Raw genomic sequence first — 26961 nt, 5'->3', positions numbered from 1 at the left:
CCTCCTTATTCTTTTCTTGGGTCAACGATCTTAACAGCGTCAGCTACTCTGCCGTACTGACCCTGTGCTTTCTCAAAAGCAGTGTTAGCATCGTCGCCAGCCTTGATGAAGTCCATCATCTTGCCGAAGTTTACAAACTTGTAGCCGATGATCTCGTCATCTTCGTTAAGTGCAAGACCTGTAACATAGCCGTCTGTCATTTCAAGGTATCTAGGACCCTTTGCAAGTGTACCATACATAGTACCTACCTGTGAACGAAGTCCCTTACCAAGGTCCTCAAGACCAGCGCCTACTACAAGACCGCCCTCAGAGAATGCACTCTGTGAACGACCGTAAACGATCTGGAGGAAAAGCTCTCTCATAGCTGTGTTGATAGCGTCGCAAACGAGGTCTGTGTTAAGAGCCTCGAGAACTGTTCTGCCTGGAAGGATCTCTGATGCCATAGCAGCAGAGTGTGTCATACCTGAGCAGCCGATAGTTTCAACGAGACATTCCTGGATAACGCCCTCTTTTACGTTAAGTGTCAGCTTGCAGCAGCCCTGCTGTGGAGCACACCAGCCGATACCGTGTGTAAAGCCTGAGATATCCTTGATTTCCTTAGCTTTTACCCACTTTGCTTCTTCTGGAATTGGAGCTGCACCGTGAGCAACGCCCTGAGCGATAGGGCACATTGTTTCAACTTCGTGAGAATAAACCATTATTTACATAACTCCTCTCAAATGATTTTGGTGTAAATGTTGTATATTACATACACTCATATTATAACGCATATTTCGCCATTTTGCAATAGTATTTAATGATTTTTAATATTTTTTTCTCATTCTGTGGTAATTATAACGCTGCTGAGAGGTGCGAGTCTGAGTGGCAGCTTATAGTTTGTGGTGTAAAGACCGCTGTTTATGCAGTTTGATCCACTATAAATATCACGGTCAGAGTTGAGAAGCTCTTTGTAAGCTCCGTTTTGCTCGACCTTCAGGCTATAGTTCTGATAGCTTCCGGAAAAATTGAACACCATATAAAGCGTCTTGCCGGAATGGTCGCTTCTGCGGTAGGCATAAATGCACTGATTTTTGTTGTCTGCGTCTATCCAGCGGAAAGATGTGGAATTATAGTCGGACTTATACAGTGCAGGCTGTTCAAGATAAAGCTTGTGGAGTGCTTTCACATACTCGTGTAATGAATCGTGTATAGGATATGTGAGCAAATTCCAGCCAAGCTCTTTTTCATCACGCCATTCAAGATATTCGCCAAGCTCGTTGCCCATGAAGTTGAGTTTCTTGCCGGGGTGAGTGAACTGGAAAGTATACAGTGCTCTTATGGTAGCAAACTGCTCCTGCTGACTGCCGAACACCTTATCCACCATGGTTTTCTTGCCGTGAACTACCTCGTCGTGAGAATAAGGAAGAATGAAAAGGTCATTATAGAAATAACTCATGGAGAAAGTCATTTTATTGTGATGATTTCTGCGTTCAAAAGGCGGAGTCTTTATATAATTGATGGTATCGTTCATGAAGCCCAGATCCCATTTATAGTCAAAACCAAGACCGCCGAACTCAACAGGGGCAGTTACCTTTGTGTAGTTGGTGGAATCTTCTGCGAAAAGCATAACGTCAGGGTGCATTTTCTGAATGGTGTAATTAGTGTTCTTCAAGAACCATATACCGCTGTCGTTCACAGCGTCATCAGTGTGGCCGTGACGATAGATAAGGTTTGCAACTGCGTCATATCTCAATCCGTCAACATGATATTTTTCTATCCAGAAATTAACTGAGGATTTTACAAAGCTAAGCACATGAGGCTTTGTGTAGTCAAACAGGGCAGTACCCCACTCGGAGTATCTGTCATACTCGTTGTCGCTTTCAAAGAGGAAGCTTCCGTCATATATGTGCAGGGCATAGAAATCACGAACAAAATGTACGGGCACAAAGTCCAGAATAATGCCGATATTTTCCGCATGACAAGCGTCTATGAATTTCATAAGCCTCTGGGGTCGCCGTAACGGCTGGTTGCGGAGAAATATCCCGACACCTGATAGCCCCATGAGCCGTCATAAGGATATTCCGTCAGTGGCAGAAGCTCGATATGGGTATAGCCCATTTCCTTTACATAAGGTATGAGCAGGTCTATCATTTCTTCATAGGTGTAAAAGCGGTCGGTTTCTTCTTTTCCCTCTTTTATGCGCCACGAGCCGAAATGCACCTCATATATGTTCATAGGCTTTTCATAGCATTTGTCACGCTTTGAGAGCCATTCTTGGTCATTCCAGCTATAGCTGTTTATATCATACACCACAGACGCATTTTTCGGCCTTACCTCGCTGTACACCGCAAAAGGGTCTGAGCGGTAGTGCTTTTCAAGAGTAGGCGTTGTGATAACATACTGATAAATGTCACCCTCTTTTGCAGGGCGTTCAACGCTCCATACCCCTTGCTCGTCGCATTCCATAGGGATAATATCTCCGTTCAGGCAAAGCTCTACCTTCCTTGCATGGGGCGCATAGGTGGAAAATCTTATGCCGTTCTCCATTTTTACTGCTCCCAGGGCTTCATACGCTCTACAGCTTTGACCATTTATAAATTCTGTGATGATATTGTTTTTCATGCCGTTTCCCCCTGTGAAAAATATTTATAAAAAGTTATTGAAATTTCATAAAATTATGATATAATAAAAGTTAGCGCGAATTGTCTGCTTTTTTGACATTAATTCAGCTTAGTCTGATTTTTTCTCAAAAAAGACCTTTTGTCGTTATGAATCTGAAAGGAATGTAGTTAAATGTCAAGCTCTGCGATAACCAAAAGTGCTTTGTGTGATTCACTGAAAAAACTCTGCGAGCAAAAACCCTTTGATAAAATATCCATATCCGATATAACAGGTGAGTGCGGTCTTAACCGCCAATCTTTTTATTACCATTTTCAGGATAAATATGAGCTTTTGAGCTATATCTATCTTCACGAGCTTTTCGCTGACATCACCAAAGGCGTAAACTACGACAACTGGTATGAGCGTCTTGAAGGATTTCTCGTAAATATGCTTAAAGACAAGCGCTTTTACTCAAACACGCTAAAAAGCAACGAAAAGATATTCGAGCATTATCTTTTCAGAAGTATGCACAAGCTGTTCATCAGATTTTTCTATCACGCTGTTGCTATAACCAGAAAGCGTTCCGATAAGGCGAAGTTCTTTGCCGATTTTTATTCTCATGGCTATTGCGGAATAATAATAGATTGGGCAACGGGCGGAATGAGAGAAACTCCACATGACGTAATGCTGAAAATGCGTGAGCTTGCATACGAAAATGTTACCATTGGTGAGGGATTCAGACAGAACCTTTGACAAAAGTCACACAATCACTCTGTTATTTTATCATATTTTATGTAATAAGTGAATAGACAAACCTAAACATACGACAAAAAAAGCGACAGATCTGGATTTCTGTCGCTTTTATTTTTTTCCCTACTTTGAAGCTTTTGATTTTCTTCTGTCAATAATAACGCAAGCTATGAATATCAGCAAGCCTGCCCCTGAGAGAACTATGCCCTTGTGGAGCAACGGTGCGGTAAAGGTTATCTTTATGCTGTGGCTGCCTTTTGGTATCTTGAAGCCAAGAAATGCAGTGTCGGTCTTTTCACACTGCACCTCTTTGCCGTCGATCTCAGCGGTGAAGCCGTCGGTATACGGAATGGAAATAGTGAAATAGCCGTCATTTTTAACGTCTATAGTGCCGTTTATCACATCTCCGTGAGAGGTCTTCTTGTCTATCATGAACGGGTCAACGTCACGCACAAGGCTGTCTTTGTCGATGACATAACAGCGAACGTTGGTTATCTCATACTTGCCGTCAGAGAAATTCACCTTAACGCTGTCTGCACTATAGTCCTGACCTGTGGTTATGACATATTCAAAACGTCTGTTATTATTGTAATACTTCCAATCGGGTGCAGTGAGCTTGTTTTTATTGCCGTTTATGGACACCCAAGCGTCCTTTCTGCCACCCTTTATATCGTTGTTCACATTGAAAGATACAAACATTATCTCATTGTTCGTGAGCGTTTCGGGAAGCGTTATCTCCTGAGTGAAAGGCTTTTTGGCGTCAATGGTGTATTTTCCCCATTCACGCTTTATCTGGTCGCACTCTGTAAAGTTGATGGAGCGTACTTTTTTGATATCAGATGAAAATGACTTTTCCGTCTTATCCTCAACTATTATATTATTGAAAAGAGCTTCCACTGAGTAAGGATAATTCAGGGAATTATATTCTTTTCTGCCGATAAGAGCATTGGTAGCATATCCGAAAGGCAGAACGTCATTGTTTTCATAAAGTGAAAGGCTTCCGCTCTCTTTTATCTTCTTGTAGCCTGACACTGCCTTTACCGGGTCGTCAGTGATAAGATATCTGTTTGAAAAATACATATCAGCAATAAGGCTTCGTGTCTGAGTGGTCAGGGAAGTGTTGCGGTATGAATTTTCGTTGTATATCTCGCTGTAATAAAATTTGTTGTAATCTTTATTGTGCAGTGAGGAATATATTGACATGGTGTAATAATCTGCATTATATATCATGTTCACTGTGTTCACTTCGTCAACGCAGTTTGAGGTTCTCGATATCTCCTCTTGCGAGCCGACATAGTCTGCAAGTGTATTCATATCACTGCTGTTATCATAGTCAAGTTCTTTTAAAGGCACAAGCTTGTCTGCAAAGTTTGCATATACTGTGGATACCACGAGGCAAAGGGACATTCCTATATTAAGTATGAACTCTTTTTTGCAACGTCTGTATACAAACAGGCTCGACATAAGCACAACAAAGTCAAGGATAATATAAAACTCCACTTTTTTGGTGGTCTTGAACCAGAAAACTCCTGCCAGTGCAACTAAAAGGGTTATCACTGCAAGTGGTTTAAGCTTTAGCTTTCCTCTTATTATATCAAAATAGGTGTGTCCGAAAAGGAGCATACCAAGAGGAAGGAAAGGTATAAGAACTTTCGGGTCAACATACAGTGTGCCGTTTAACATATAGACTATTATAGGGCAGGTGGCTATTACCATCATAACGATCCCAAGAAATCTTCTGCAGCGCTGTTTTGAGAACACCGCTGATATTATGCTAAGCACTGTGAAAAGGCAAAGTCCCATTGAGTAGTGATAATAGAGCAGGAATTTCAAGTTTACGCCTGGTATGAACGACTTGAGATCAACATGGCTGTTGCCTGCCTCTCTGCCTGAGAGCATACAGTGCAGTGTCGGCAGGATAAGCACGCACGCCATTATCACTGCTAGGATAAGCCTGAAAGCGAATGCTGTTCCGTCTTTGCAGAACTTCTTGAAAGTTGGCTTTTCATTTATTTTCAGCCAGCGGTAAACGCCATACACTGCCATTGCCGCAAGACCCGACACTGCAAAGAAATAGCTTGTCATGAGCATCAAAAATGCCCAAAGCGTCACCATGTATTTTCTCTTGCCCTCAAAATAATCCTCGATAGCCATAAAGCCTAAAAGCAGGAACGGCATATAATTCACGAACATTATGTGCCTGTGACTGTGGAAGATAAGGGGCGCTGAAAAGAGAAACACAAAGCTCAGTGCAAACGCTGTGTTGTCTGTGAATTTCTGCCGCATCCATATATAGAATATCCACAGGCTTGCTATAATGCCTATTATGGATACTATCTGTATATAGGTGGACATTTTCACAAATGGCAGAAGATAAGAAAAAAGTATTATAGGCGAATAAAGCCCATAATATGACAGATTATAGATGTTCTCACCACAACCTATGTTCGGGGCAAAGGAGGAAAAAAAGTCCCCTGTTTTGTAAAAGAGCTTTCTGAAATAATCAGGGATAGCATAATGCTGTCCGCCCCAGTCAAGCTCAGAGCCATAGGCGAACTTGAATCTTGTCAATGCAAGCACAAAGAGAAGATATATCCCTGTAAGCACACACAGATGTATTATATTTTTCTTACTGAGCCTCATTCACAGCCACTCCCAGCGCAGTTGCAGTTTGTTTTTTCATTTCAGGGTGTTCACTGTAGCGTTTATACAGCGTCCAATCCTCATAATAAGCCATATGCCACAGCTTGTCTACAGTTTTCTTTTGAGAGGTATACATATCTGCAAGCTTTTTCTTGAACTCGTATCTTTCTTTTGATATCTTTGGCAAAGTGCTGTCCACCACTTTCAGACGGCTAGCCTTGTAATACTTGCCAAAGCAGTAAAGGTCGCACTGGATATCGTTTTTATCGTATATCTCAGTGACGTAATTATGCACGTTTACATGGTGGATATGACCATATTCGCCTTTTTGATTATGCACAGCTATAAGCTTCCAATCCTTGCAGGTCATTATCTTTTCAAGGTCAGATTCGATACCGTCCTTAACAAGCGCCCAATCATCACGCTTACCCCTGACTTTATCAGGATATTCAAGCATTATACACTCGTTGCCCGAGGCAGTCACCACGTCCTTGAACTCCTGAGAACGCACCTTATTTCTTCCGTTTGTTACACACACAACAAAATAGCCTTTATCATAAAGATGTCCTCCGCCCCAAAGCACTTCGTCATCAGGGTGAGCCACTATCATAAGCTTATCAGCCTTTGATGACGAAGCAAGCTGTAACTGTATGGCGGATATGGGCGTAACGTCATAAGCCTGATTGATCGTATCTCTTATATGCCTTTTGTAGCCTAAAAACCACAGTGTGCCTATAAAAATGACTATTGCCAGAATTATTGCTGTTTCCTTTATATGCTGTCTTGTAAATCTGAGCATAAAAATGCCCGCACCCTTGCAGGATCTCTTCTGCGAGATACGGGCGTTCACCTCTTTCTTTATTACTTGTTGTTCACATAGTCTATAAATCTTTCAAATGCAGCTTTTCCGTCTTTGTTTCTCTTATAAACGCCTGCATGTTCAAGCACCTTTGCGAACACGATGCCTATTTCTTTCTGCAAGACCTCATGAACGTTCTCGGCTGTTATACTGTTTTTCTTTGATATCTCCTCAGCCCAATCAGCGTGCTTTTCTATCAGCTTGTCACGGCGTACACCCTCTGTTCCCTCTGTGACCAGAACCTGAGCAAGCTTCTCCATTTCGCCTTTAAGTCTTGACGGAAGCACTGCAAGACCCATTACTTCGATAAGACCGATATTTTCTTTCTTTATATGATGAAGCTCCTGATGCGGGTGATAAACGCCAAGAGGATATTCCTCGGTTGTGATGTTGTTTCTAAGCACAAGGTCAAGCTCATATCTGCCGTCCCTCATTCTTGCGATAGGTGTTATAGTGTTGTGTGGCTCGCCTTCAGTTTCAGCGTAAATGAACGCTTCTTCGTCGGTGTAGCCTCTCCAAGCTTTGAGTATCTTGTCAGCAAGGTCAACAAGAGCGTTTTTGTCCTCGTTGTTTATTCTGATAACGGACATAGGCCATTTAACGATACCTGCGTCAACGTTCTCAAAGCCCTTGAAAACTATCTTTTCTTCAACAGGGGCTTTCGCCATTGCAAAAGTATAATGACCGCCCTGAAAATGTTCGTGCGAAAGGATAGATCCGCCAACGATAGGCAGGTCAGCGTTTGAACCTATGAAATAGTGCGGAAACTGTCTGACAAAGTCAAAAAGCTTCTCAAATGCCGAACGGTCTATTACCATAGGAGTATGCTTCTTATTGAAAAGGATACAATGCTCGTTGTAATAAACATATGGGGAATACTGAAGTCCCCAGTCTGTGCCGTTTATTTTAAGGGATATAACACGGTGGTTCTGTCTTGCAGGGGAGTTCACTCGTCCTGCATATCCCACGTTCTCATAGCACAGCAGGCACTTAGGATATCCCGATTGCTTTGCAAGCTTTGCCGCTGCAATGGCTTTCGGGTCTTTTTCAGGCTTAGAAAGATTGATAGTTATATCAAGGTCGCCGTACTCAGTTGGAGCTATCCAGCGCATATCCTTCTTTACTCTGTATCTTCTTATGTAGTCCGTGTCCTGCGAAAGCTTGTAGAAATAGTCAGTTGCGACCTTTGCAGACTGGTGGTTGTAAAGTCCCCAGAACTTTGTGTCTACCTCTGACGGTCTTGGAGTAAGAAGCCCCATGAGCTTTGTGTCAAAAAGATCTCTGTATACAACTGAATCTTCTGTAAGACCCTTTTCCACAGCGTAATCGAGAAGCTCTTTGAGAGTGCTTTCAAGATCAACGTCAGAAAACTCCTCCGCTGGTTCGTCATATTCCTCAAGGTCAAGGGCTTCAAGAAGCCTGTTTGTAGTGTAAACTCTGTCGCTCTCCTCGATAAGTCCGCTTTCCAGACCATATGTTACAAGTTTTTTTATGCTTTCAAATATCATGTTACAGATCCCCTTTTGTACAAAAGTATGAGGGGTAACCCCCTCAGCCAGCATCTATTATTATAGACCATTGCTTATTCTTTGTCAACCGACAGAAAGGCTAATTAAGATACTTTTAAGAATTTGAAAAGTGTAATAAGAATATTTTAAGATTATTTTGCAGGGGACGCCTGCACCTGCATTTAACGTCAGGGAAAACGATTTAGCACCGAATATTAACAAATTGTTAAATCAACAATTGTCCTATTGACAAAAGCGGGAAGTATGGGTATAATAAAAACAATATGACAAAGGCGTTGACAGGAACAAAAGCAAAGTTCTGACATTACAGAGAGCCGTCGGTGGGTGCAAGACGGTATGCGGAATTTGTGATAACTCGTCCTCGAGCTTGAACGGTGAAATCTTATTAGCCGCTCACGGGTTCTCCCGTTATAGAGATACGCATTGATAGATGCGGCTGAGATATGCGGTGTGAACCGTATATGAATGAGAGTGGTAACACGGCAAAGCTCGTCTCTCCTTATTGGTAGGAGCGGCGATTTTTTTATGCCCTTTTCCACATCACTATCAAAATAATTATCGGCTTTATATTTATAAGGAGGAACTGACATGAAAAACGTAGAAAAGTATGAGAGAGGCTATTATATGCCTCCTGTAAAGTGCATGAAGTGGGCTGAAAAAGAGTATGTTGACCATGCTCCTGCATGGTGTTCTGTTGACCTGAGAGATGGCAATCAGGCTCTTATCATTCCTATGAGCCTTGAAGAAAAGCTGGAGTTTTTCACAAAGCTCGTTGAGATTGGCTTCAAGGAGATAGAGATAGGTTTCCCTGCCGCCTCTGAAACAGAATATGAGTTCTGCCGCACACTTATTGAGAAGAACATGATACCTGATGATGTTACTATTCAGGTACTTACACAGTCAAGAGAGCATATCATAAAGAAAACATTTGAAGCTATCGACGGTGCAAAGAACGCTGTTGTCCACCTTTACAACTCAACATCTGTTGCACAGAGAGAGCAGGTTTTCCGAAAGTCTAAGGAAGAGATAATCAAGATAGCTACAGACGGTGCAAAGCTCTGTAACGAGTATAAAAAGCACGCTAAGGGAAATATCATATTCGAGTATTCTCCTGAGAGCTTCACAGGCACAGAGCCTGAGTTTGCAAGAGATATCTGCAACGCTGTTATCGACATCTGGCAGCCTACATCTGATAACAAGGTCATCATCAACCTGCCTGTAACAGTTGAAATGTCAATGCCTCATGTTTATGCTCAGCAGGTAGAGTATATGTGCGACACTCTTCACAACAGAGAGAACGTTATAGTTTCACTTCACCCACATAATGACAGAGGCTGTGCAGTGGCAGACTGCGAAATGGGTCTGCTTGCAGGTGCTGACAGAATAGAGGGTACTTGTTTCGGCAATGGCGAGAGAACAGGTAATGCTGATATCGTTACTATCGCACTTAATATGTACACTCACGGAGTTGACCCTAAGCTGGACTTCTCAGATATGCCTGCGCTGGTAGAGCTTTACGAGAGAGTTACAAGAATGAGGTTTATGACAGAAGCCCATATTCAGGCGCACTTGTATTCGCTGCATTCTCAGGCTCACATCAGGACGCTATCGCAAAGGGCATGAACTGGAGAAAAGAAAAGAGCTGTGACAAGTGGACAGTTCCTTATCTTCCTATCGATCCGCATGACGTTGGCAGAGAGTATGACGGTGACGTTATCAGAATAAACTCACAGTCAGGCAAGGGCGGAATAGGCTTTATCCTCCAAAATCAGTTCGGCTACGATCTTCCAAAGAAGATGAGAGAGGACTTTGGCTACAAGGTAAAGGCTGTTTCAGACCACAAGCACAAGGAGCTTATGCCTGATGAGGTATACAAGATATTCAAGGACGAGTACCTCAACAAGTGCGCACCTGTTGACATTCCTGAAGCACACTATGTTCAGAAGCAAAACGGCACTATCTGTGCCGCTATCACAGCTTCAGTAAACGGCGTAACAGACGATCATACAGCAGAGGGTAATGGACGTCTTGACGCTGTGGCAAATGCTATCAAGCAGGCTTTGAACTTTGATTTTACCGTGGAAACATACACAGAACACGCTCTTGAAAGAAAGTCAACATCTGAGGCTGTTTCGTATGTTGGAATTTCCTGCGGTGATAAGATGTATTGGGGCGTCGGCAGACACTCAGATATCATCGTATCTTCTATCAAGGGACTTGTTTCAGCTATCAACAACGCTTTTGCGGATAATAAGTAATGAATAAAAATTTAAGGGACAGGCGAAGGTCTGTCCCATTTTTTGTACAAAAAATGCAGCCATATAGAATATGACCGCATTGTATATCATTTCTTTTTTCTTCTGAAAAGCCTTTTGAGCCAGCCTAAAAAGCCCTTTTTATCCTTTTCAGGCTCGACAGCCTTTGAATCATTAACAGGAGCAGGCTTTGGTGCATTGGCGTATGCTTCAGCGTAAAATCTGCTTTGTGCGTCAATGGCGATATCTCCACGCTCTGCACGGACATATTTTCCGTCAGGCTGCATTATCCTTGCTTTTACGTTGTCCTGCATCTGGGTGTCAAAAATATCGAGGACACGTTTTTTTACTTCTTCACTGAGGATAGGTGCGGCGACCTCAACTCGCCTTGTGGTGTTTCTTGTCATATAGTCTGCGCTGGATATGTATACCTTTTTGCGAACACCTGTGCCGAAAATATATATCCTTGCGTGTTCAAGATATCTGCCTACTATTGAGCGTATCTGCACATTGTCAGTAACTCCCTCCACGCCTGCCACAAGGCAGGATATACCTCTTATGACAAGCTCTACCTTCACGCCTGCCTGAGAACATTCTATTATCTTGTCCATAAGCACCTTATCAGTAAGAGAATTGAGCTTTGCGGCAACATATCCCTCACCGCCTGCTCTTGCAATGCTTATCTCATTATCCATAAGCTCCACTACCTTGTTTTGCAGACAGTGGGGAGCGACCATAAGTGACTTTGAGCTTTCCACAAGCTCGCCCATTGACAGCGTTCTGAACACCTCGCAAGCATCCTGAGCAATGTCATTGTTTGACGTCATAAGGCAAAGGTCTGTGTAAAGCCCTGCGGTCTTTTCGTTGTAGTTTCCTGTACCCACCTGAACAGTGTACTTTACGCTGTCGCCAACTTTTCTTGTAATAAGACAAAGCTTTGAATGGACTTTAAGCCCCTGTGGACCATACATTACATGACAGCCTGACTCCTCGAGAAGCTTTGACCAACCTATATTGTTTTCCTCATCAAAACGTGCCCTCAGTTCCACAAGCACAAGCACGTCTTTACCATTTTCTGCGGCGTTGCACAAGGCTTTTATAACCTTTGAATTTTTCGCCACACGATACAAAGTCATCTTGATAGACGTAACGCTTTCGTCCTTAGCCGCCTCGTCAAGAAGCCTGATAAAAGGCTTTATGGACTCATAAGGATAGTGCAGAAAAAGATCCTTTTCGTCTATCTGCTCTATCATTGACCTTGACGGGTCTATCATCGCAGAGGGCTGCGGCTCCTGCTTCGGGAAGAAAAGCTCTTTTCTGTCTGCCGCCTTGTCAAACACAGCGAACACATAGGACATATCAAGGGGAGTTTTCTCTACAAAGACTTGCTTTTCCGAAAGCTCCAACCTTGAAAGCAGTTCGTTCAGCACAGTGTCGGATATTTGCTTTGAAAGCTGCAATCTCACGGGACAAAGGCGTTTACGCTTGTTGATAAGCTCAGACATATTTTGTCTGAAATCAAGTTCCGAGTCAAAGCCCTCGTCAACGTCGATATCGGCGTTTCGTGTCACTCTCATAAGAGCCTTTTCTTCTATTTTATAGCCCTCAAATGCCTTGTCGGCATAATGGAGAATAAGCTCTTCTACAAGGATATAGCTTATGCACCCCTCGTCATCAGGAAGAAAGATCACACGCTGGAATTTCTCGTTACAGCTAACTATACCCACTGTGACGGCAGACTTTGAAGCGAGTTTTGCAACCGCATAAATACTTTGATTTGCAAGAAACGGGAAAGGGTGTCTTTTATCGATAATAAAGGCGTTAAGAAACGGCTTGACCTCATAGGCATAATAAGCTTCAAGAAATTTCTTATCCTGTTCAGTAAGAGCCTTTATGTTTTTATGTACTATATTTTTAAGCTCCAGTTCCTCGCAGATAGCTTTGTATGTCTTATCTTTTATTGGTATAAGCTCATGAACACGCTCAAATATTGCAGAAAGCTGTTCAGATGGACGCATTTTGGACTTGTTGTCTTTATGATCGTCGTCCACAAGCGAGGAATCATAAAGTGAACCCACACGCACTCTAAAAAACTCGTCAAGATTGCTTGCAAATATCGACTGAAAAAGCAATCTTTCAAGAAGCGGTGTAGCACTGACCTGAGCTTCTTCAAGAACTCTCTCGTTAAATTTAAGCCATGATAACTCTCTGTTATCGTAGACCTTGTTATTCATATTCTTATTTCTCCTAACTCCTATCGTAAGAAAGGCATCTTATATCATACTGTATTATTATACCGCCAAACGAATATGATGTCAATGCAGGTGCCGTAAAAAGCTTGTAAAATCGCCATAAAACAAAAAAAACTCCCGCCCGAAGGCAGGAGCAGATCGTCTTGAAGATCAGATCCCGATATATTCCTTAGCGGTCTGGCATATATTTGCACAGTTATTCGCAAGGACGCTGTTGTCTTGTGGCAGATTTGGCAACATGATAAGCCAAAAAAGAATGAACACAATTATAAGCATAAGCGTAGCACCAGTCACAAGTATCAAAGCGGCTGAACGCTTTGATTTCAGTGTTGTATGTACGTCGCTGCACACTTTTTCGGCGGGCTGTGCATTTTCTTTTTCCTCGTTAGGAATACGTTTTTCTTGCTCTTTTTTACACTCAGTACACAACATATACTTTAAACCTCCATAATCTATTTTTACTTCATTAACTATTATACCACATTCTTACCGTCTTGTGTTAAGCTGGCAGCTATAATTTACAGAAATTTCGACTGAACTTTTTGTAAATTGGTAAAATTCTAAAACTTGTCATGCGCATATAATCTATCTTCATAAACAAAACCCCTAAAAGAATAACTTAACAAAATCAAATATTGATATAATTCTGCTATTGACAAATGAGAAGCGTATGTTATAATTACTGTGTGTGGAAAAATCAATGAAAATACGTTGTAATTAGCTTTATGTGGAGGAAGTAAAAATGGTAGACAATGTACGTCGTGAATGTATCATGTCAATGTATGAGATATACCCTCTCAGCAGAAAATTGGTATTTGATACGTTTGATAAGAAAAAGTATGATATAACAAGAACTCAGCAGATAATAATGCTGTCACTATGTATTGAGGGAACGCTCACAATGTCACAGCTTGCAAGCAAGATAAACACTTCTAATGAGCAGGCAACAAGGGCTGTGGCACAGCTTGTTGACAAGGGTTTTGTTATCAGAATGCAAAACCCCGATAATCGCAGAGTTATCAACATCAGGCTCACTGACGAAGCTATGCGCTTTATGGAAAAGATGAAAAACGAGATACTTGATGATATACTTGGTAAATTTTCCAGTGTTTCAGATAGTGATATGAAAAAAATGAGGACGCACTTGTATTTATAAATAGTATACTTAAAAAGGTGCTTAAATAGGAGGCTGTTATGACAAAGGCGAAGAAAATAGTCAGCCGTTGCGAAAGCTGTGTGAATTACGTTTTTGATGAGGATTGTGAATGTTACTGCTGCATGGTCGATCTTGATGAGGACGAAGCATACAGATCAATGAGCGACAGCGAATATAGCTGTCCTTATTACAGGCTTGATGATGAATATGCTGTTGTGAGAAAGCAAAATTGATGATAGATCGGTGAATACATGAAATTTGCCGATTTTTTCTTGCTTTGTTGAACGTGTAAAGTTCGAAAGCTTGTCGATGTAGTTATGTAAAGTTTGCTTGCTTTGCAGTGAACATTTGTCGTTAAATAAGGACCGATCTGGGGTAGGATTAATATTTGGCTAATGATAGAAAGTTATTTATCAAAGTTTACAAAATATTAATAAATACAGTATTAGTATACAATGTTAAAATATTGACTATGCAGGCTGCTATAATCAAAATAGGAAAGATTTTTTGGGGGAAAGTTGCAATTAGCGTAAAAACGCAGGTTTCGTATTGTTTCATGTTCAAGGCTAATAAATATGCCGTTTTATCATCTGCCGGCACTGTGAAAATGATAAATCAATATTGTGCGAACTATCAGTATATTTATATGCAATAAAATACAAATATGATATATTGTGGGATTGACAAATGGAAAATCAAGTGATATAATACTTGTAAATATATAGACATACTGCGTCGGAGGTGAAGCTTTTGAAGGATAAGACGCTTGAAAAATTGTCGAAAAATGAGCTGCTCGAGTTAATGCTTTATCTGCGAAAAGAATATGATAAGCTTAACACAGAGAATGAAAAGCTTCTTCAAAAGCTCGAAGATAAAAAAAGTATCACTGACCGACTTGACAGGCTGGAGCGGCAGGTAGCTGCACTGACAGGTCACAAGCTGGTTGTTGAGCAGCCGGTAGTGGAGGAAGATCATGGCGGCAGATAGCAAGAACGAGGTGTTAAAAAAACCTGAGCTTCCTGATGTCCAGACACTCGAGCGGGTGGTAAAAAAGCATCATGAAAGGCGGGAATATCTTAGGATACTCCGCAGCACCGTGGCGTCGCTTCTTGTTGTGGCAGCAGCAGCAGTGATCATATCAATGTTATTTTTGCCTGTTTTAAGAGTAACGGGTACAAGTATGACGCCGACTTTGCATGACGACGAGCTGGTGGTGTGCAGAAAGCGTGGAAGCTTTCAGAAGGGCGATATAGTTGCGTTTTATTATAATAATAAGATACTGTTGAAACGTGTTATCGCTACAGCAGGAGATGTGGTGGATATCAAGGAGGACGGTACTGTTATCGTCAACGGAAAAACCTTGAATGAGCCGTATGTTGACGGCAAAGCTCTGGGAGAATGTGATATTGAGTTGCCTTATCAGGTGCCTGACGAGAGAATATTCGTTATGGGCGACCACAGATCTACGTCTGTTGACAGCCGTACAAAGAGGATAGGCTGTATTGCTGAGGAAGCAGTGCTTGGAAAGGTCTCACTGAGGATATATCTTTTAAAAGGATAGGCACAGTGGACTAGCGTTTATTATAAATAGTGTATAATTTCGGAGGGAGTGATCCGTTTTGCAGAATTTTAACGGTAAAGTTCGGCAATATCTAAAAGAAAATGAAAGGAAAAAACGCAGTCGCTTGTTCGGTGTGGTGCTGTCTGTAGTTATGACAGTGTCAGTGCTGGCAAGTCTTGTTATGCCTGCAATAAGTGCCACTGAGGGTACTTCCGTGGCAGGTGGAGATGTTTCCTATAACGGCGGAAGCTATTCTTACAAGGATGCGAATAGCGTCACGATAAAATCCTATGATGCGGTCGGTTCAGGAAAAGACCAATCTAAAAAGATCGAATTCAATGTGGAATTTAATTTTGACAAGGGCGAAATGACCAATAGGTATATTTATTTCCCTATCGACGATAATGTTAGCCTGCCTGAGGGCGGTATACCGTCAGGCGGAAACTGGGGCAATGTCGAGGATACTAACTTCCTTGAAGGTAATCAAATTTCAGGTAAGTACAGAGTCGACGAGATAGATGGAAAGAAGTATCTTTTTATTGAGTTTGACGAGCGATATCAACAGAAAAATGAGAAGGACGCTATAAGCGGTAAGGCAAGCTTTGAGGGTAATGTAAAGCGTAAGGATACAGATACAGGTGATAAGACCACTGTTGAGATAGGCGGTCAGACGGTTGAAATAGACGGTTTTACTCCGCTCACTATGTCTGCCATAAAGGACGCAAGCGAAACTGCTGACGGAGTTAGGTGGACTATCACAGTGGACAATCCTGCAAAGAAGCCTCTTGACAGGATCGAGGACAAGCTTTTTAAGGATGCTGTTGACGGAAGCTTCACTGTTTCACCTGAGGGTGCAGGAAGCTATGACGCGTCAAGCGGAAAGTTTGTTTTCAGCGATGGATTCAGCAAAGAAAATGTTACCATAAGCTACACGACCCCATATCCTACAAGCGACCCGAATTTCGTTATGTCAGGTAAGGTGGAAAACAAATCCACCACATATGATAAGGACGGAAATGGAGTAAAAGCAGATAAAACTATTTATTCGGAGTCAAAGAAGGATAAGATCTCAAAAACAGGCAAGAATGTTGACTACGACAATAACGAAGTCACATGGGAAATTGTTGTAAGCAACCCTAGCGGTGCAGACCTAAAGGGCTATCACCTTTATGATGAAGCATTCCCTGGTGCAAAGCCAGGAAGCTTTGCACTTAAAGTTGATGATGGTTCAGATGTAAAATACACACTTGACGGAAACACGCTTACGTTTGACGATAAAACAACAGCGTCGAAAATTACTATCGAGTATGTGACAGCTATCGATCCTGACAAGGCGGAAACTACAAATACAGTTAAAATGCAAAGACCTGATAAAAGCCAACCATGGTCTGATATCACATCAAGTGAAACTGTTTATAATAGGTATCAGATATCAAAAAGTGGTTGGATAGATAATAACACGTTAGGTATACTCAAATGGGAAGTAACTGTTAAATGTAATGACAAAAATTCTACCCTTAAAGGCAAGACAATAACTGATAATATGCTTAAAGCAGGACAGATTGTCAGCATAAAGGTTGGAAATGATACCTTTGATGCAACAGTTGCAAGTGACGGTGGGCTTGTTTTGCCTGACAGAATAGGTGACAATAACGAGGTAGTTATTTCCTATGAAACAAAGGTTGCCGACTATGATCTTGGCGACCCTGACAGCAATGGAAATTATGCAGTGAAAAATACTGCAGGTATTGACGGATTCCATTCTGACAAGACAGTTTATTATAAGCCTGTAAACGAGAAGTCAAAAACAGTTCTTGACATTTCTCAGGACGGAAGCAGTGTTACATATAAGTGGCAGGTAGAGGTCAAGCAGACAAACGGTTCCTTTAGGGGCAAGACTATAAGCGATATAATGAACGCTACGTCAAATGATGGTAAGTCAATAAAGAGCGTTCTTGACACTGATTCCATTATCATGTATGTTCAGAGAAATGGAACAGGAAGCTATGAACCGCTTGACAGTTCAAATTACACTGTAGTATCTAATGCCGACAACACTTCGTTTGAGATAAAGTTCAATGATAGTGAAGAATTTGACAATATAAACCTTGTGCAGATACAGTATAGCAGTACCGTAGATGTAACAGGTTTTGACGAAGGTACTATTATAAATGTAAATAACAAGGCTACTTATAAAGGTGAAACATTCGAGCCTAGTGCAGATAAGACTAAGTTTACTATAGGCGACAGCTCCAAAGCGCCTTATGAAAAGTATGACGCTGCAAGCAGTGTAGCAGGCGACACAGTGCATGATCTTAGCAGCCTGCCTGTTGTTACTGTAAATGGTGTTGAGTATTACAGGTTTGATTGGCGGCTTGATATCAATAAGGACGGCACTTATAAGCGTAACGATAATGTCGAGATCGTGGACACGCTTCCGGCGGGAATGATATTCTACGAGAACAAGGATTATCTCAAGTATTCATTTGGAAATAGTTCTGATAAGTATGATTTTGCACAAACAACTCAGTTTGAATATTTCTATGATAAGACAGCCAATACAGTAACTTTCAAGACTGCATGGAATCAGCAGGACGCTTGGACAGCTTACTACAGTACACTTGTAAAGGTCGATGATGTTAAGAATGGTGTTTACAAGAATGGTACTGCAGCGTTCAAAAACAAAGTTCAGGATAAAACTGGAAAATATCCGGAGAGAAGTCAGACGCAGACAGTTAAGGAAAAGAACTTGAAGAAAACTTCTTCTCCGAAGTCCACCGGCTGTGAGATAACTTATACCATTGATGTTAACCCTAAAAAGCTCAAATGTTCTACAAGCGGAATGATAACTCTCAACGATGTTATCAAGTGCGGAGGCACGGCTGTAGTTAAGACAAAGGACGCTCAGGGTAACATTCAGACAAAAACGGTAAGCATAAATGGCAATTCCGCTGTTGATATGGATCTGAAGTCTATCAAGGTATTTGACGCAGATACGGGTGCAGAGCTTGCTGTGAGTGATTACAGTTATGTGATATCAGATCCGGAGGTAGTTGACAGCACAGTTTCCTGCAGTGCAGATGTTATTACCAACGAAAAGGCCAAGTTTATCGCTAACTTTATTCCAAGTGAAAGTATTGTTGGCGCTAAGGGTACTATTGATCTGACTTTGCCTGAGGGCTACGAAAACGGAAATATAAAGAGTTACTATGTGGCTTATGGCTATATGGACGGCAACAGCTTCAAGGAAGTAAAGGCATTTGCCGATAAGAGCGGCGAGTGGTCAGATTTTGGCAAAAGCATATCCGTTCCTGTGGAAGAGGTTTCTTCTGAGAAGGCGGGCGGTGTTTTCAGAGTCGAATATGAATACAGGGATAGCAGCGGCTTTTCAAACACTGAAGTCAGCAATGAAAAAATGCTTTCGGCTGTAAAGTGTTCCGCACTGACAGCGAAGACACGAGATTTTGTAAAGAAACTTGAAATAAACGTTCCGGATCAGCGTCACCTGAAATTAGTTTACGTTTATACAGGCAGTCCTGCAAATGATGAGGACGCTGAGAACGATGGCTATAAAGTTCATGTGTTCAATAATATCTCATTTGACACAAACGGTTCAGCTGTAAATGACAGTGAAGATAATGATTCTGAGTTTGAGCTGATAAATCAGTCAAAGGCATCATCAACAACTGTTGAGCCATTTAAGCTTATGAAGGTAGACAGCGGAGACTATAGTATTATGCTCAAGGCTTCTTTTGAGATCTACAGATATACTAAGCTGGAAAATGGCACATACGATTGGCTCCCGGCAGTAGATTTCAAAGAAAATGCTGCGAAGGACAGAAGATCAGTTATTTGGGGAAATTCGGCACAGGATAAGGCACAGACATTTAATGTAAATTCTGACGGTTCATACAACCTTGACCTTGAACCTGCCGCAGGCACCGGAGATACTGAGGGTCATCTTTATAAGCTTATAGAAAAGCAAAGTCCGGAGGGTTATCTTCTTGACGAAACTCCTATTTATTTTGCCTTTAAAGTGCGTCCGGCTGTAGTTCCAAGTGAAGTCGGTGAGGACGGATATCAGTTCGTGAAGAACGGAGATATGTTCAGAGTAACAAATCTGCTGAAAGAGTTTAAGATAACTGCAAGCAAGGTTTGGAGCGATGGAAACGGCAATCATTCGGCAGAGAGCGTAAAGTTCCTTCTTGGCTCGTCTACAACTAAGGTTTTAAGCGGTGTTCCAGATGATATTCAGTGGGGCAGTGATGAGGTAACTCTTAACGAAGCTAATAATTGGAAACATGAGTGGTCAAAGCTTCCTGGATATACAAAGGTCGGCAATGATTACAAGCAGCTTTACTACTATATTAAAGAGATCGATATGGCAACAGGATATGAGGCTGTATACAGTGCAACGGCAATGAGCAAAAACACTGATGTTACAGTTACGAACGTCAAGGGACTTAACATTACGAAGGAATGGCGTGATGAGCTTGGAAACAAGCTTGCTGACAGCGAGCTTCCTGCCGGTATCGACAAGATCGAGGCAGATGTTTATGAGTCCTCTGTTGCACCAAATTCAACATCAAGAGTGAATGGAGATAACGGAATACCAACAGATTGCAAACTTATAAAAACTGTTTCTCTGGAAAAGTCTAAGAATTGGACGGTAACTCTTGACGGTCTTGACAAGGACAAGTATTACTATGTTCTTGAAAAGAATATACCTGACGGCTTCGGCGTTACATATACTTATTCTAATAACGGCAGTGCCACGGGCTTTGATACGATCGTCAATACCAAGACCCCGCAGAAGGTAGAAAATATGGACGTTCGCCTGCAAAAGGCATGGTCTGACGGCGACAGCAATGCTCATACCAATGATAAGGTAACGTTCAATATCTATAGGTCAACAAATAAGGCTGACGTGCCTGAAAAATATAACAAGTTTACAGGCACAATGGATAAGGGACAGAATGTAAAATTCAAGATCCTTACAAGCAACGGCGCAGAAATGGCTCAGAACGGAAGCTTTGCCTCTGAGTATACCATGTATGGCTCGGCTAAGTTCAGTTTCACCCTTAATAATGCATGGCTCGAAAAGGGCGATATCAAATATTCAAGAGTAAGACTTATCAATGCGTCAGGCGACGTTCTTGCTGATTTCTACAGAGATCAGGACGTTTGGGATACTGACAAGCAGCAGATCGTTCCGTCATGGACAGGTACAAGTAAGTATATAAGTTTGTCTGGTATTGATAACTCATCATGGGATAAGACTAAATTTACTTTGGATCTGAGCAGTATTTCTTCTGATGTTACTGTTGAGCTTACAGCAAAGGTCGATGATGATAGCAGCTGCTCTTATGAAGTGACAGCTAATGATCTTGGCTCACCTGGAAAGACGAACGTTACACCTGTTCCTAATAAAGATGCGATACCTAGCGGTGAAGTATTCTTGTGGAAGCAGATAACGCTCACGGCGGATAACAACTGGTCAACTGCCGTTTCTCTTGAAGAAAATAATGTCAAAGGAAACAAGTATTACTATTGGTTTGAGGAAATAGACGTGAACGGTCAGCCGATAAGCACGTCATCATACAAGGCTTACTACAGATACAATGGCTCAGAAAATGAGAATTGTATTGATATGACAAAGAACGGCGATCAGTATGTTCAGGTCTATAACAACTCTGAGGAAACCTTGGGAGAGCTGCCTGAAACAGGCGGCATGGGTGTTATCCCATTCGTGGCGGCAGGCGGAACAGTCACTGTTGCTGCAACATTACTTTTAGTTACAAAGCGTCGCAAAAAAACGCTGTAAATACACAAATATGAAAGGATAATTAATTATGAAGATGAAGAAATTCGCAGCTCTTGCTGCTGCAACAGTTATGTCAGTTTCAGCTATTGCTGCAACATCAGCATTCGGAGTATTTGCTACTACTGATGCTGGCGTTAATAACATTGTTATCAAGGATTCTGATACAAACAGAGTATATAAGGCTTATCAGATCTTTGACCAGGCATCTGCAACAAATACTATCAAGTGGGGCAAAGGCATTAATGGCGATGCTCTGCTTACCAGCCTGAAAACTCCTGGTCTTAGCACTTATATGTCTCAGTTTGACAGTGCCGAGAACGCAGTAGACGTTGCAAAGATAATATCAGACGCAGATCACTGGACAAAGGAAGATACTGCAAAGTTTGCAAAAGCCGCTTCTGCCTGCATCATCGACAGTAAGTCTGTAACTGCTCATGAAGCTAACGGTGAGTACACTATCAATGTTCCAAGTGCTGGCTATTATCTCGTTGTCGATGCAACAGAAAATAATGGTGTTGATAAGGCTAACTCAGCTCTTATCCTTAACGTTTCAGGCACAACAGACGTTACTCCAAAGAAGACAAAGCCAACACTTACAAAGCAGATCAAGCATAATGAGAATAACTCATGGGGCGATGTTGGCGACAATGCAATCGGTGACGATGTAGAGTTCAAGATCACAACAACTATACCAAGCGACGTATCAGCTTATGACAAGTATACATATACAGTTCGTGACCAGCTCAGCGAGGGCTTTACGTTCAATGATAATCTTACATACAAGTATTATGACGCTGACGGCAATGAGATCACTCCTGTTACAGTAGGTCCTAACACAACTGTAGGTGTTGACGATCCAAGCACTGCTGATTTCAAAGAGACATTCTATGTTACCTTCGATATCAAGGAGCTTCTGAAAAAATATCCAAATGTTGATAAGATTGAAACTCTCTATTCTGCTAAACTCAACGAGAACGCTAACGTTGTAACAGGTACACTTCCTAATTCAAAAGACAACAACACTAACACAGCTTACCTGACATATTCAAACAATCCTCAGGACACAACAGGTAAGGAGAAAGGTGAAACACCTAAGGTTACAGTTTATGACTGGACATTCTCACTTGTTGGTAACAAGGTAGACGAAAAGGGCGAGCCTCTTGCAGATGCTAAGTTCCAGCTTCAGGATAAGAATGGTGCAGTTCTTAAGCTTGTTGATATAAGTGACGGGGAAAACAAGAATGTTTACAGACTTGCTATTGGTAACGAGGCAGGTGCTATCGACACTATCATAACAGACGCAACAGGTAAGTTCACTATCAAGGGCATTGATGATCAGACAACTTACAAGCTTGTTGAGACAGAAGCTCCTGCTCAGTATAACAGAGCTGATCCATATGAGTTCAAGTTTGACACAACATATGATCCTGCTAATACACTTCAGTCCATTCGTATGCTCGACGGCACTGATTCAGGCACAAGCGTTCAACAGTTAAGATCATAAACCAGAAGGGCGGCTCACTTCCAACAACTGGCGGTATCGGTACTCAGATCTTCTACGGTGTAGGCGGAGCTATCGTACTGGGCGCAGGTGTGCTTCTCATTGCTAAGAAGAGAGCTAAGAACGACTAATTTTTGAATTTATTTTTACCTTTGTCCTGCCGATCTCGGTCGGCAGGCATCAGGGAGGACTCCATGAGGAAGAAAAGCGGTAAATCAACTACAATTTTATTGGTCTTGTTATTGCTTGTGGGGCTCTCCGTGATGTTATATCCAACAATAAGCGATTGGTGGAATTCAAAAACGCAAAGCCGTGCGGTGGCGACTTATCAGAAAGCGGCAAATGACCTTTCTGACAAGGAGAATGAAGAGATACTCAGCCGTGCCAGAAAATATAATGAAGAGATAGCAAAGCTTGCCCGACCTTTTGTGGATTATGATCAGGTCAAGGGCTATGAGGATATCCTGGATATCACGGGGACGGGTGTTATGGGCTATATTTCCATTCCGACTATAAGGGTGGAGCTGCCTATTTATCATGGCACAAGTGACGGCGTGTTAAATGTTGCTGTGGGACATCTGCAGGGTTCGAGCCTGCCTGTTGGCGGAGCGGACACTCATTCGGTCATTTCAGCACATAGAGGTCTGCCGTCGGCAAAGCTTTTCAGCGACCTTGATAAGCTTGCAGAGGGCGATGAGTTCACTATAACAGTGTTGAAAGAGGTCTATACATATGAGGTCGAGGCTGTTTATATAGTTCTGCCTAATGAAATGGATAAGCTGAACATTATTCCGGGTGAGGATCATGTTACATTGACTACCTGTACACCATACGGAGTCAATTCACACAGGCTTCTTGTTCGTGCAAAGAGAGTTGAAACTGCGGACGATACAAAGAGTGTTTCAAAAATAACGGCAGACGCTGTTCAGCTCGATTCTCTTGTGGTCGTGCCTTTTGTAGCAATACCGTTGTTTGTGGTACTGCTTGTGTGGTGGTTTGTGGATTCAAAACGCAAAAAAATCTCTCATGATGAGCTTGTGGCAATGCTCAATAACTCTGAGAGTGACGATAATGTTGAAAATCTACCTGATAAGGAGAGTAGCAAAGATGAAACTTAAATTTTCTCAGCTTGCAAAGGTTGCTTTGTGTACGGCGGCAATGGCTGTTTCAGCCTTGGGAAGTATGACGATCTCAGCTTCTGCAGCAGATAATATCAATGTGGATATAGTGTGCAAAAATGATACAACGACTGTTAGTAATGCCGAGTGGAGCATATATAAGGTCGGTGAGCGTAAAGAAGCTGACTTTGTCCTTACCGGCGAGTTCAGCGATTATCCTATAGATATGTCTGATTTTACTGACGCTTCAAAAATGCAGGCTGTTGCTGATACGCTCGACAACTACGCAAAAACCGATGGCATAACACCAGTTTCAACAGGCAAGACAGACGCAAACGGTGAAGTAAAGCTTTCTGCTGATTCTGAGGGTCTGTATCTTGTTTCAGGCAAGAGTTTTGAAAACACAACAGCTAAGTTTACACCTTCCCCGTCACTTATCGAGATAGATAAGGATATCGTGGCTGAGGGTCAGATAACAGTTTACACCAAGTTCACATACGAAGAGATCCCGGCAGGGACAGTGATTATGGTGTAAGGAAGTCGTGGATTGTTCCTGATGGTCAGGAAAAGCTCATACCTGATAATATCAAGGTGGAGATATATCGTGATGGCAAGCTTTTCGATACTGTTACTCTTGACGCTGACAACAATTGGGAGTATTTCTGGAAAGACGATACTGCGGCTGAGTGGTCAGTTAAGGAGATAGATATTCCTGCCAACTACACAGTTGTTACCAAAAACAATGACAAGCTGTTTCTTATAGAGAACACATATAAGTCAGACAGTTCGAGTAATACAGATAGTAGTTCAAGCACACCTGACAGCAGTTCGTCAGGCTCTGATTCATCAAGCTCAACGCCTGACAATATACCACAGACTGGTTCGCTCAACTGGCCGGTGCCAGTACTTATAGGCGGTGGAGTTATCCTTATCGTGGCAGGTTGGAGAGTAAGCAGAAAAGAGAAATAAAGGCGAAACCACATAGGCTCGCCTTTACAATTTACAACAGGAGAAAAATAGTGACTAAAAAAAAGCTAGGACTTTTGTTGATAATAATGGGGATAATGCTGATAGCGGCGGCATTATCCCTTAATTATTACAACTATTTTCATGAAAAGCAAAGTAATAAAAGGATGGAGGCTGTGCTGAGTGACCTGAAAACGCAGATCTCAGACAGTGCAGAGGACAGTGACAGCAGTTCACCCTTTGACATTTTTGACGATAGTCGATCCACGGACAGCGAGATAGATGACCCGGATAAGGATATCGTGCTTGACGGCAACTCATATATAGGCTTGATTTCATTCCCGACACTGGGGCAGGAGTTTCCTGTGACTCGTGGCTGGAGCTATGCTGCAATGAATACCGCAGCTTGTCAGTACAGCGGCAGACGTGTAGACAATGATCTTATAATCTGCGCTCACAATTACACAGGCTTTTTTGATAAGCTGGATAAGCTCAGCTCAGGTGACGAGGTCATTTTCACCGATGTTTACGGCAGAGAATTTAACTATACTGTCACAAACAGCGAACTGCTGAGCGGCTGGGATTCGCCATCGCTCATAAAAGGTGGTGGCAGCGACTGGGATCTGACCTTGTTCACCTGCACATGGAGCGGTTACAGCAGAGTGACTGTAAGACTTGTTTATTCATAAATACATCAAAAACGCACAGAGTTCTACACCCTGTGCGTTTTATATTCCTGCGGCTAGTCTTATTTTTTTTATATCAAAAGTTTTTAGTTTGTCATCGTATATGCAGTGTCGTCTTGACTTTCTTGGGTGGCGGCGTGTATAGTCAATGGCTTCTTCAAGGTCATTTGTTTGAAAAACTGGACGTTTCATTGCTTTGTTGTATACTGTGTATCTCATAAAAATACCTCCCAAATAATTCTTATAATTAATTATAACATTATTGGTACGTTGGTCAATAGCAATATTGTACAAATTTAACCTATTAATCAGATATACATAAATTAAAACAGAAATCGACTTGTTTAAGAACACTTCACGACATAAGACGACATAATTCTACTTATAAAAATTATAGTGATAGTGGGATATTGTGCAAAAATGAGAATGGTTGGTCAATTTGACGAACGATAAAGTATAAATTTGTTTTGACAGCGAAAGTTGTAACACAGTTTTCATTGATTGATAATTAATTGAACATTCAAATATGGTATAATACCCTAAAGAATCGGAGAGGAGCGAGGAGTTATGGATAGGTTTGTGCGAAAATATGGAAGATATGTACCCTTTGCTTTAACTATTATCATAATAATTTGCTGTGCTCTTTTTCTGAAGGACCATGAGTTTTCTGAGATACTCAGTTATTGCCCGGACAATTTGTGGCTTGCCGCATTTGTTATTCTGGGGTTTTATGGATTGAAGTCTTTGTCGGTGGTATTCCCGCTTGCGGCTATTTTTGTGTGCGTGGGTGCAATATATCCGTTCTGGGTGGGCATTTTGTTGAACGTAATAGGACTATCGGTTTGCTTTACTGTTCCTTATCTTGTGGGACGGATATCGGGTGGCGATATCATGCGTGTTATTGAGATGAAATATCCTAAGGCACGAAAGCTTGTAAATTATGGGCATGACAATAATCTGTTCGCCTCCTACATTTCAAGGGCAGTGGTAGTTGTGCCGGGCGACCTTGTTTCAATGATACACGGCGCACTGCGAATGCCTTACAGACCATATCTTCTTGGCTCGATAATGGGAGTGATGCCTGAAATGCTTGTGCAGACATATATTGGAGCACAGTTGAAGCATTTGACAATAAAATCTGTGCTTGTGATGATAGCACTCATAGCTGCAACGCTGGCTTTTTCGCTGATACTTAATAAAAAGGTCAGCAGGAGCGGCAAGCAGATGGACAAAGAAGATTTTTGATATATGTACAAAAAAGCGGACTGATAACAACAGCCC

22 protein-coding genes, 1 pseudogene and 1 other annotated feature are annotated in these 26961 nt (G+C 41.9%); of the genes and pseudogenes, 14 read left to right on the top strand and 9 right to left on the bottom strand.

Annotated elements, in window-relative coordinates:
• Nucleotides 1-5: 5 nt before the first annotated feature.
• The 3 genes from DW793_RS01135 to DW793_RS14975 all read right to left on the bottom strand — a co-directional run bounded on the left by DW793_RS01135 (nucleotide 6) and on the right by DW793_RS14975 (nucleotide 2601).
• On the bottom strand, nucleotides 6-698 hold the full coding sequence (locus tag DW793_RS01135; RefSeq protein ID WP_022288288.1) for an iron-sulfur cluster assembly scaffold protein: 693 nt from the start codon (nucleotides 696-698) through the stop codon (nucleotides 6-8).
• Between the two features lie 119 nt (nucleotides 699-817).
• Complete coding sequence (locus DW793_RS01130; RefSeq protein WP_252969599.1) at nucleotides 818-1978, bottom strand: alpha amylase C-terminal domain-containing protein; 1161 nt, start codon at nucleotides 1976-1978, stop codon at nucleotides 818-820.
• Entirely contained in the window at nucleotides 1975-2601 is a 627-nt protein-coding gene (locus DW793_RS14975) for a hypothetical protein (protein WP_252969598.1), read from the bottom strand. Before DW793_RS14975 ends, DW793_RS01130 begins: the two co-directional genes overlap by 4 nt.
• A gap of 171 nt (nucleotides 2602-2772) precedes the next feature.
• On the opposite strand from DW793_RS14975, the gene DW793_RS01125 reads away from it, so the two are divergent.
• Nucleotides 2773-3333, top strand: coding sequence for a TetR/AcrR family transcriptional regulator C-terminal domain-containing protein (locus DW793_RS01125; protein WP_022288290.1), 561 nt, complete (start codon nucleotides 2773-2775; stop codon nucleotides 3331-3333).
• Between the two features lie 120 nt (nucleotides 3334-3453).
• On the opposite strand, the gene DW793_RS01120 is transcribed toward DW793_RS01125, so the two are convergent.
• The 3 genes from DW793_RS01120 to galT form a co-directional block, all read right to left on the bottom strand.
• Nucleotides 3454-5973, bottom strand: a complete 2520-nt coding sequence (locus DW793_RS01120; RefSeq protein WP_118156820.1) for a YfhO family protein — start codon at nucleotides 5971-5973, stop codon at nucleotides 3454-3456.
• A complete protein-coding gene (locus DW793_RS01115; protein WP_147342139.1) occupies nucleotides 5960-6772 on the bottom strand; it encodes a PIG-L family deacetylase in 813 nt (270 codons plus the stop codon). Before DW793_RS01115 ends, DW793_RS01120 begins: the two co-directional genes overlap by 14 nt.
• A 62-nt stretch (nucleotides 6773-6834) precedes the next feature.
• On the bottom strand, nucleotides 6835-8340 hold the full coding sequence (galT, locus tag DW793_RS01110; protein WP_118156818.1) for a UDP-glucose--hexose-1-phosphate uridylyltransferase: 1506 nt from the start codon (nucleotides 8338-8340) through the stop codon (nucleotides 6835-6837).
• Between the two features lie 287 nt (nucleotides 8341-8627).
• Nucleotides 8628-8861: a binding site (T-box leader), on the top strand.
• Between the two features lie 88 nt (nucleotides 8862-8949).
• Here galT and DW793_RS01105 point away from each other — a divergent pair.
• Nucleotides 8950-10619 (top strand): annotated as a pseudogene (locus tag DW793_RS01105) (2-isopropylmalate synthase).
• Between the two features lie 86 nt (nucleotides 10620-10705).
• On the opposite strand, the gene ppk1 reads toward DW793_RS01105, so the two are convergent.
• Nucleotides 10706-12850 (bottom strand): polyphosphate kinase 1, encoded by a 2145-nt coding sequence (ppk1, locus tag DW793_RS01100; RefSeq protein WP_118156817.1) that lies wholly within the window; start codon nucleotides 12848-12850, stop codon nucleotides 10706-10708.
• A gap of 168 nt (nucleotides 12851-13018) precedes the next feature.
• Nucleotides 13019-13300, bottom strand: a complete 282-nt coding sequence (locus DW793_RS01095) for a hypothetical protein (RefSeq protein ID WP_118156816.1) — start codon at nucleotides 13298-13300, stop codon at nucleotides 13019-13021.
• Between the two features lie 310 nt (nucleotides 13301-13610).
• Here DW793_RS01095 and DW793_RS01090 point away from each other — a divergent pair, with 310 nt between their 5' ends.
• The 11 genes from DW793_RS01090 (at nucleotide 13611) to DW793_RS01035 (ending at nucleotide 25683) form a co-directional block, all read left to right on the top strand.
• Nucleotides 13611-14024: a MarR family transcriptional regulator gene (locus DW793_RS01090; protein ID WP_252969597.1), complete on the top strand. Its 414-nt coding sequence runs from the start codon at nucleotides 13611-13613 to the stop codon at nucleotides 14022-14024.
• A gap of 38 nt (nucleotides 14025-14062) precedes the next feature.
• On the top strand, nucleotides 14063-14257 hold the full coding sequence (locus DW793_RS01085) for a DUF6472 family protein (protein ID WP_022288298.1): 195 nt from the start codon (nucleotides 14063-14065) through the stop codon (nucleotides 14255-14257).
• Nucleotides 14258-14774: 517 nt separating this feature from the next.
• Entirely contained in the window at nucleotides 14775-15011 is a 237-nt protein-coding gene (locus tag DW793_RS01075) for a hypothetical protein (protein WP_117927043.1), read from the top strand.
• A complete protein-coding gene (gene lepB, locus DW793_RS01070; RefSeq protein ID WP_118156815.1) occupies nucleotides 14998-15585 on the top strand; it encodes a signal peptidase I in 588 nt (195 codons plus the stop codon). Before DW793_RS01075 ends, lepB begins: the two co-directional genes overlap by 14 nt.
• Nucleotides 15586-15643: 58 nt before the next feature.
• Nucleotides 15644-21409 carry a Cna B-type domain-containing protein gene (locus DW793_RS01065; RefSeq protein WP_147342138.1) on the top strand — a complete coding sequence of 1922 codons (5766 nt, stop codon included), beginning with the start codon at nucleotides 15644-15646 and terminating at the stop codon, nucleotides 21407-21409.
• A 28-nt stretch (nucleotides 21410-21437) separates the two neighbouring features.
• Nucleotides 21438-22913, top strand: a complete 1476-nt coding sequence (locus DW793_RS01060; RefSeq protein WP_118156813.1) for an isopeptide-forming domain-containing fimbrial protein — start codon at nucleotides 21438-21440, stop codon at nucleotides 22911-22913.
• Nucleotides 22907-23041, top strand: a complete 135-nt coding sequence (locus tag DW793_RS15770; protein WP_118156848.1) for an LPXTG cell wall anchor domain-containing protein — start codon at nucleotides 22907-22909, stop codon at nucleotides 23039-23041. Before DW793_RS01060 ends, DW793_RS15770 begins: the two co-directional genes overlap by 7 nt.
• A 63-nt stretch (nucleotides 23042-23104) precedes the next feature.
• On the top strand, nucleotides 23105-24028 hold the full coding sequence (locus DW793_RS01050) for a class C sortase (RefSeq protein WP_118156812.1): 924 nt from the start codon (nucleotides 23105-23107) through the stop codon (nucleotides 24026-24028).
• Nucleotides 24018-24563: a hypothetical protein gene (locus tag DW793_RS01045; RefSeq protein ID WP_118156811.1), complete on the top strand. Its 546-nt coding sequence runs from the start codon at nucleotides 24018-24020 to the stop codon at nucleotides 24561-24563. The genes DW793_RS01050 and DW793_RS01045 overlap by 11 nt, the downstream gene beginning before the upstream one ends.
• Nucleotides 24564-24619: 56 nt before the next feature.
• Entirely contained in the window at nucleotides 24620-24997 is a 378-nt protein-coding gene (locus DW793_RS14970) for a Cna B-type domain-containing protein (protein WP_252969595.1), read from the top strand.
• A gap of 50 nt (nucleotides 24998-25047) precedes the next feature.
• Nucleotides 25048-25683 (top strand): sortase, encoded by a 636-nt coding sequence (locus tag DW793_RS01035; RefSeq protein WP_117891671.1) that lies wholly within the window; start codon nucleotides 25048-25050, stop codon nucleotides 25681-25683.
• A 39-nt stretch (nucleotides 25684-25722) separates the two neighbouring features.
• Here the strand turns inward: DW793_RS01035 and DW793_RS14515 are convergent, their stop codons facing one another.
• Nucleotides 25723-25899, bottom strand: a complete 177-nt coding sequence (locus DW793_RS14515; protein WP_171028869.1) for a hypothetical protein — start codon at nucleotides 25897-25899, stop codon at nucleotides 25723-25725.
• A gap of 348 nt (nucleotides 25900-26247) precedes the next feature.
• On the opposite strand from DW793_RS14515, the gene DW793_RS01030 reads away from it, so the two are divergent.
• A complete protein-coding gene (locus DW793_RS01030) occupies nucleotides 26248-26925 on the top strand; it encodes a TVP38/TMEM64 family protein (protein ID WP_117876498.1) in 678 nt (225 codons plus the stop codon).
• The last annotated feature ends 36 nt before the right edge of the window (nucleotides 26926-26961 follow it).

The sequence above is a fragment of the Ruminococcus sp. AM31-15AC genome (assembly GCF_003462045.1).
GTDB lineage: Bacteria > Bacillota > Clostridia > Oscillospirales > Ruminococcaceae > Hominimerdicola > Hominimerdicola aceti.
This window is presented reverse-complemented; position numbering and strand designations above follow the sequence as displayed.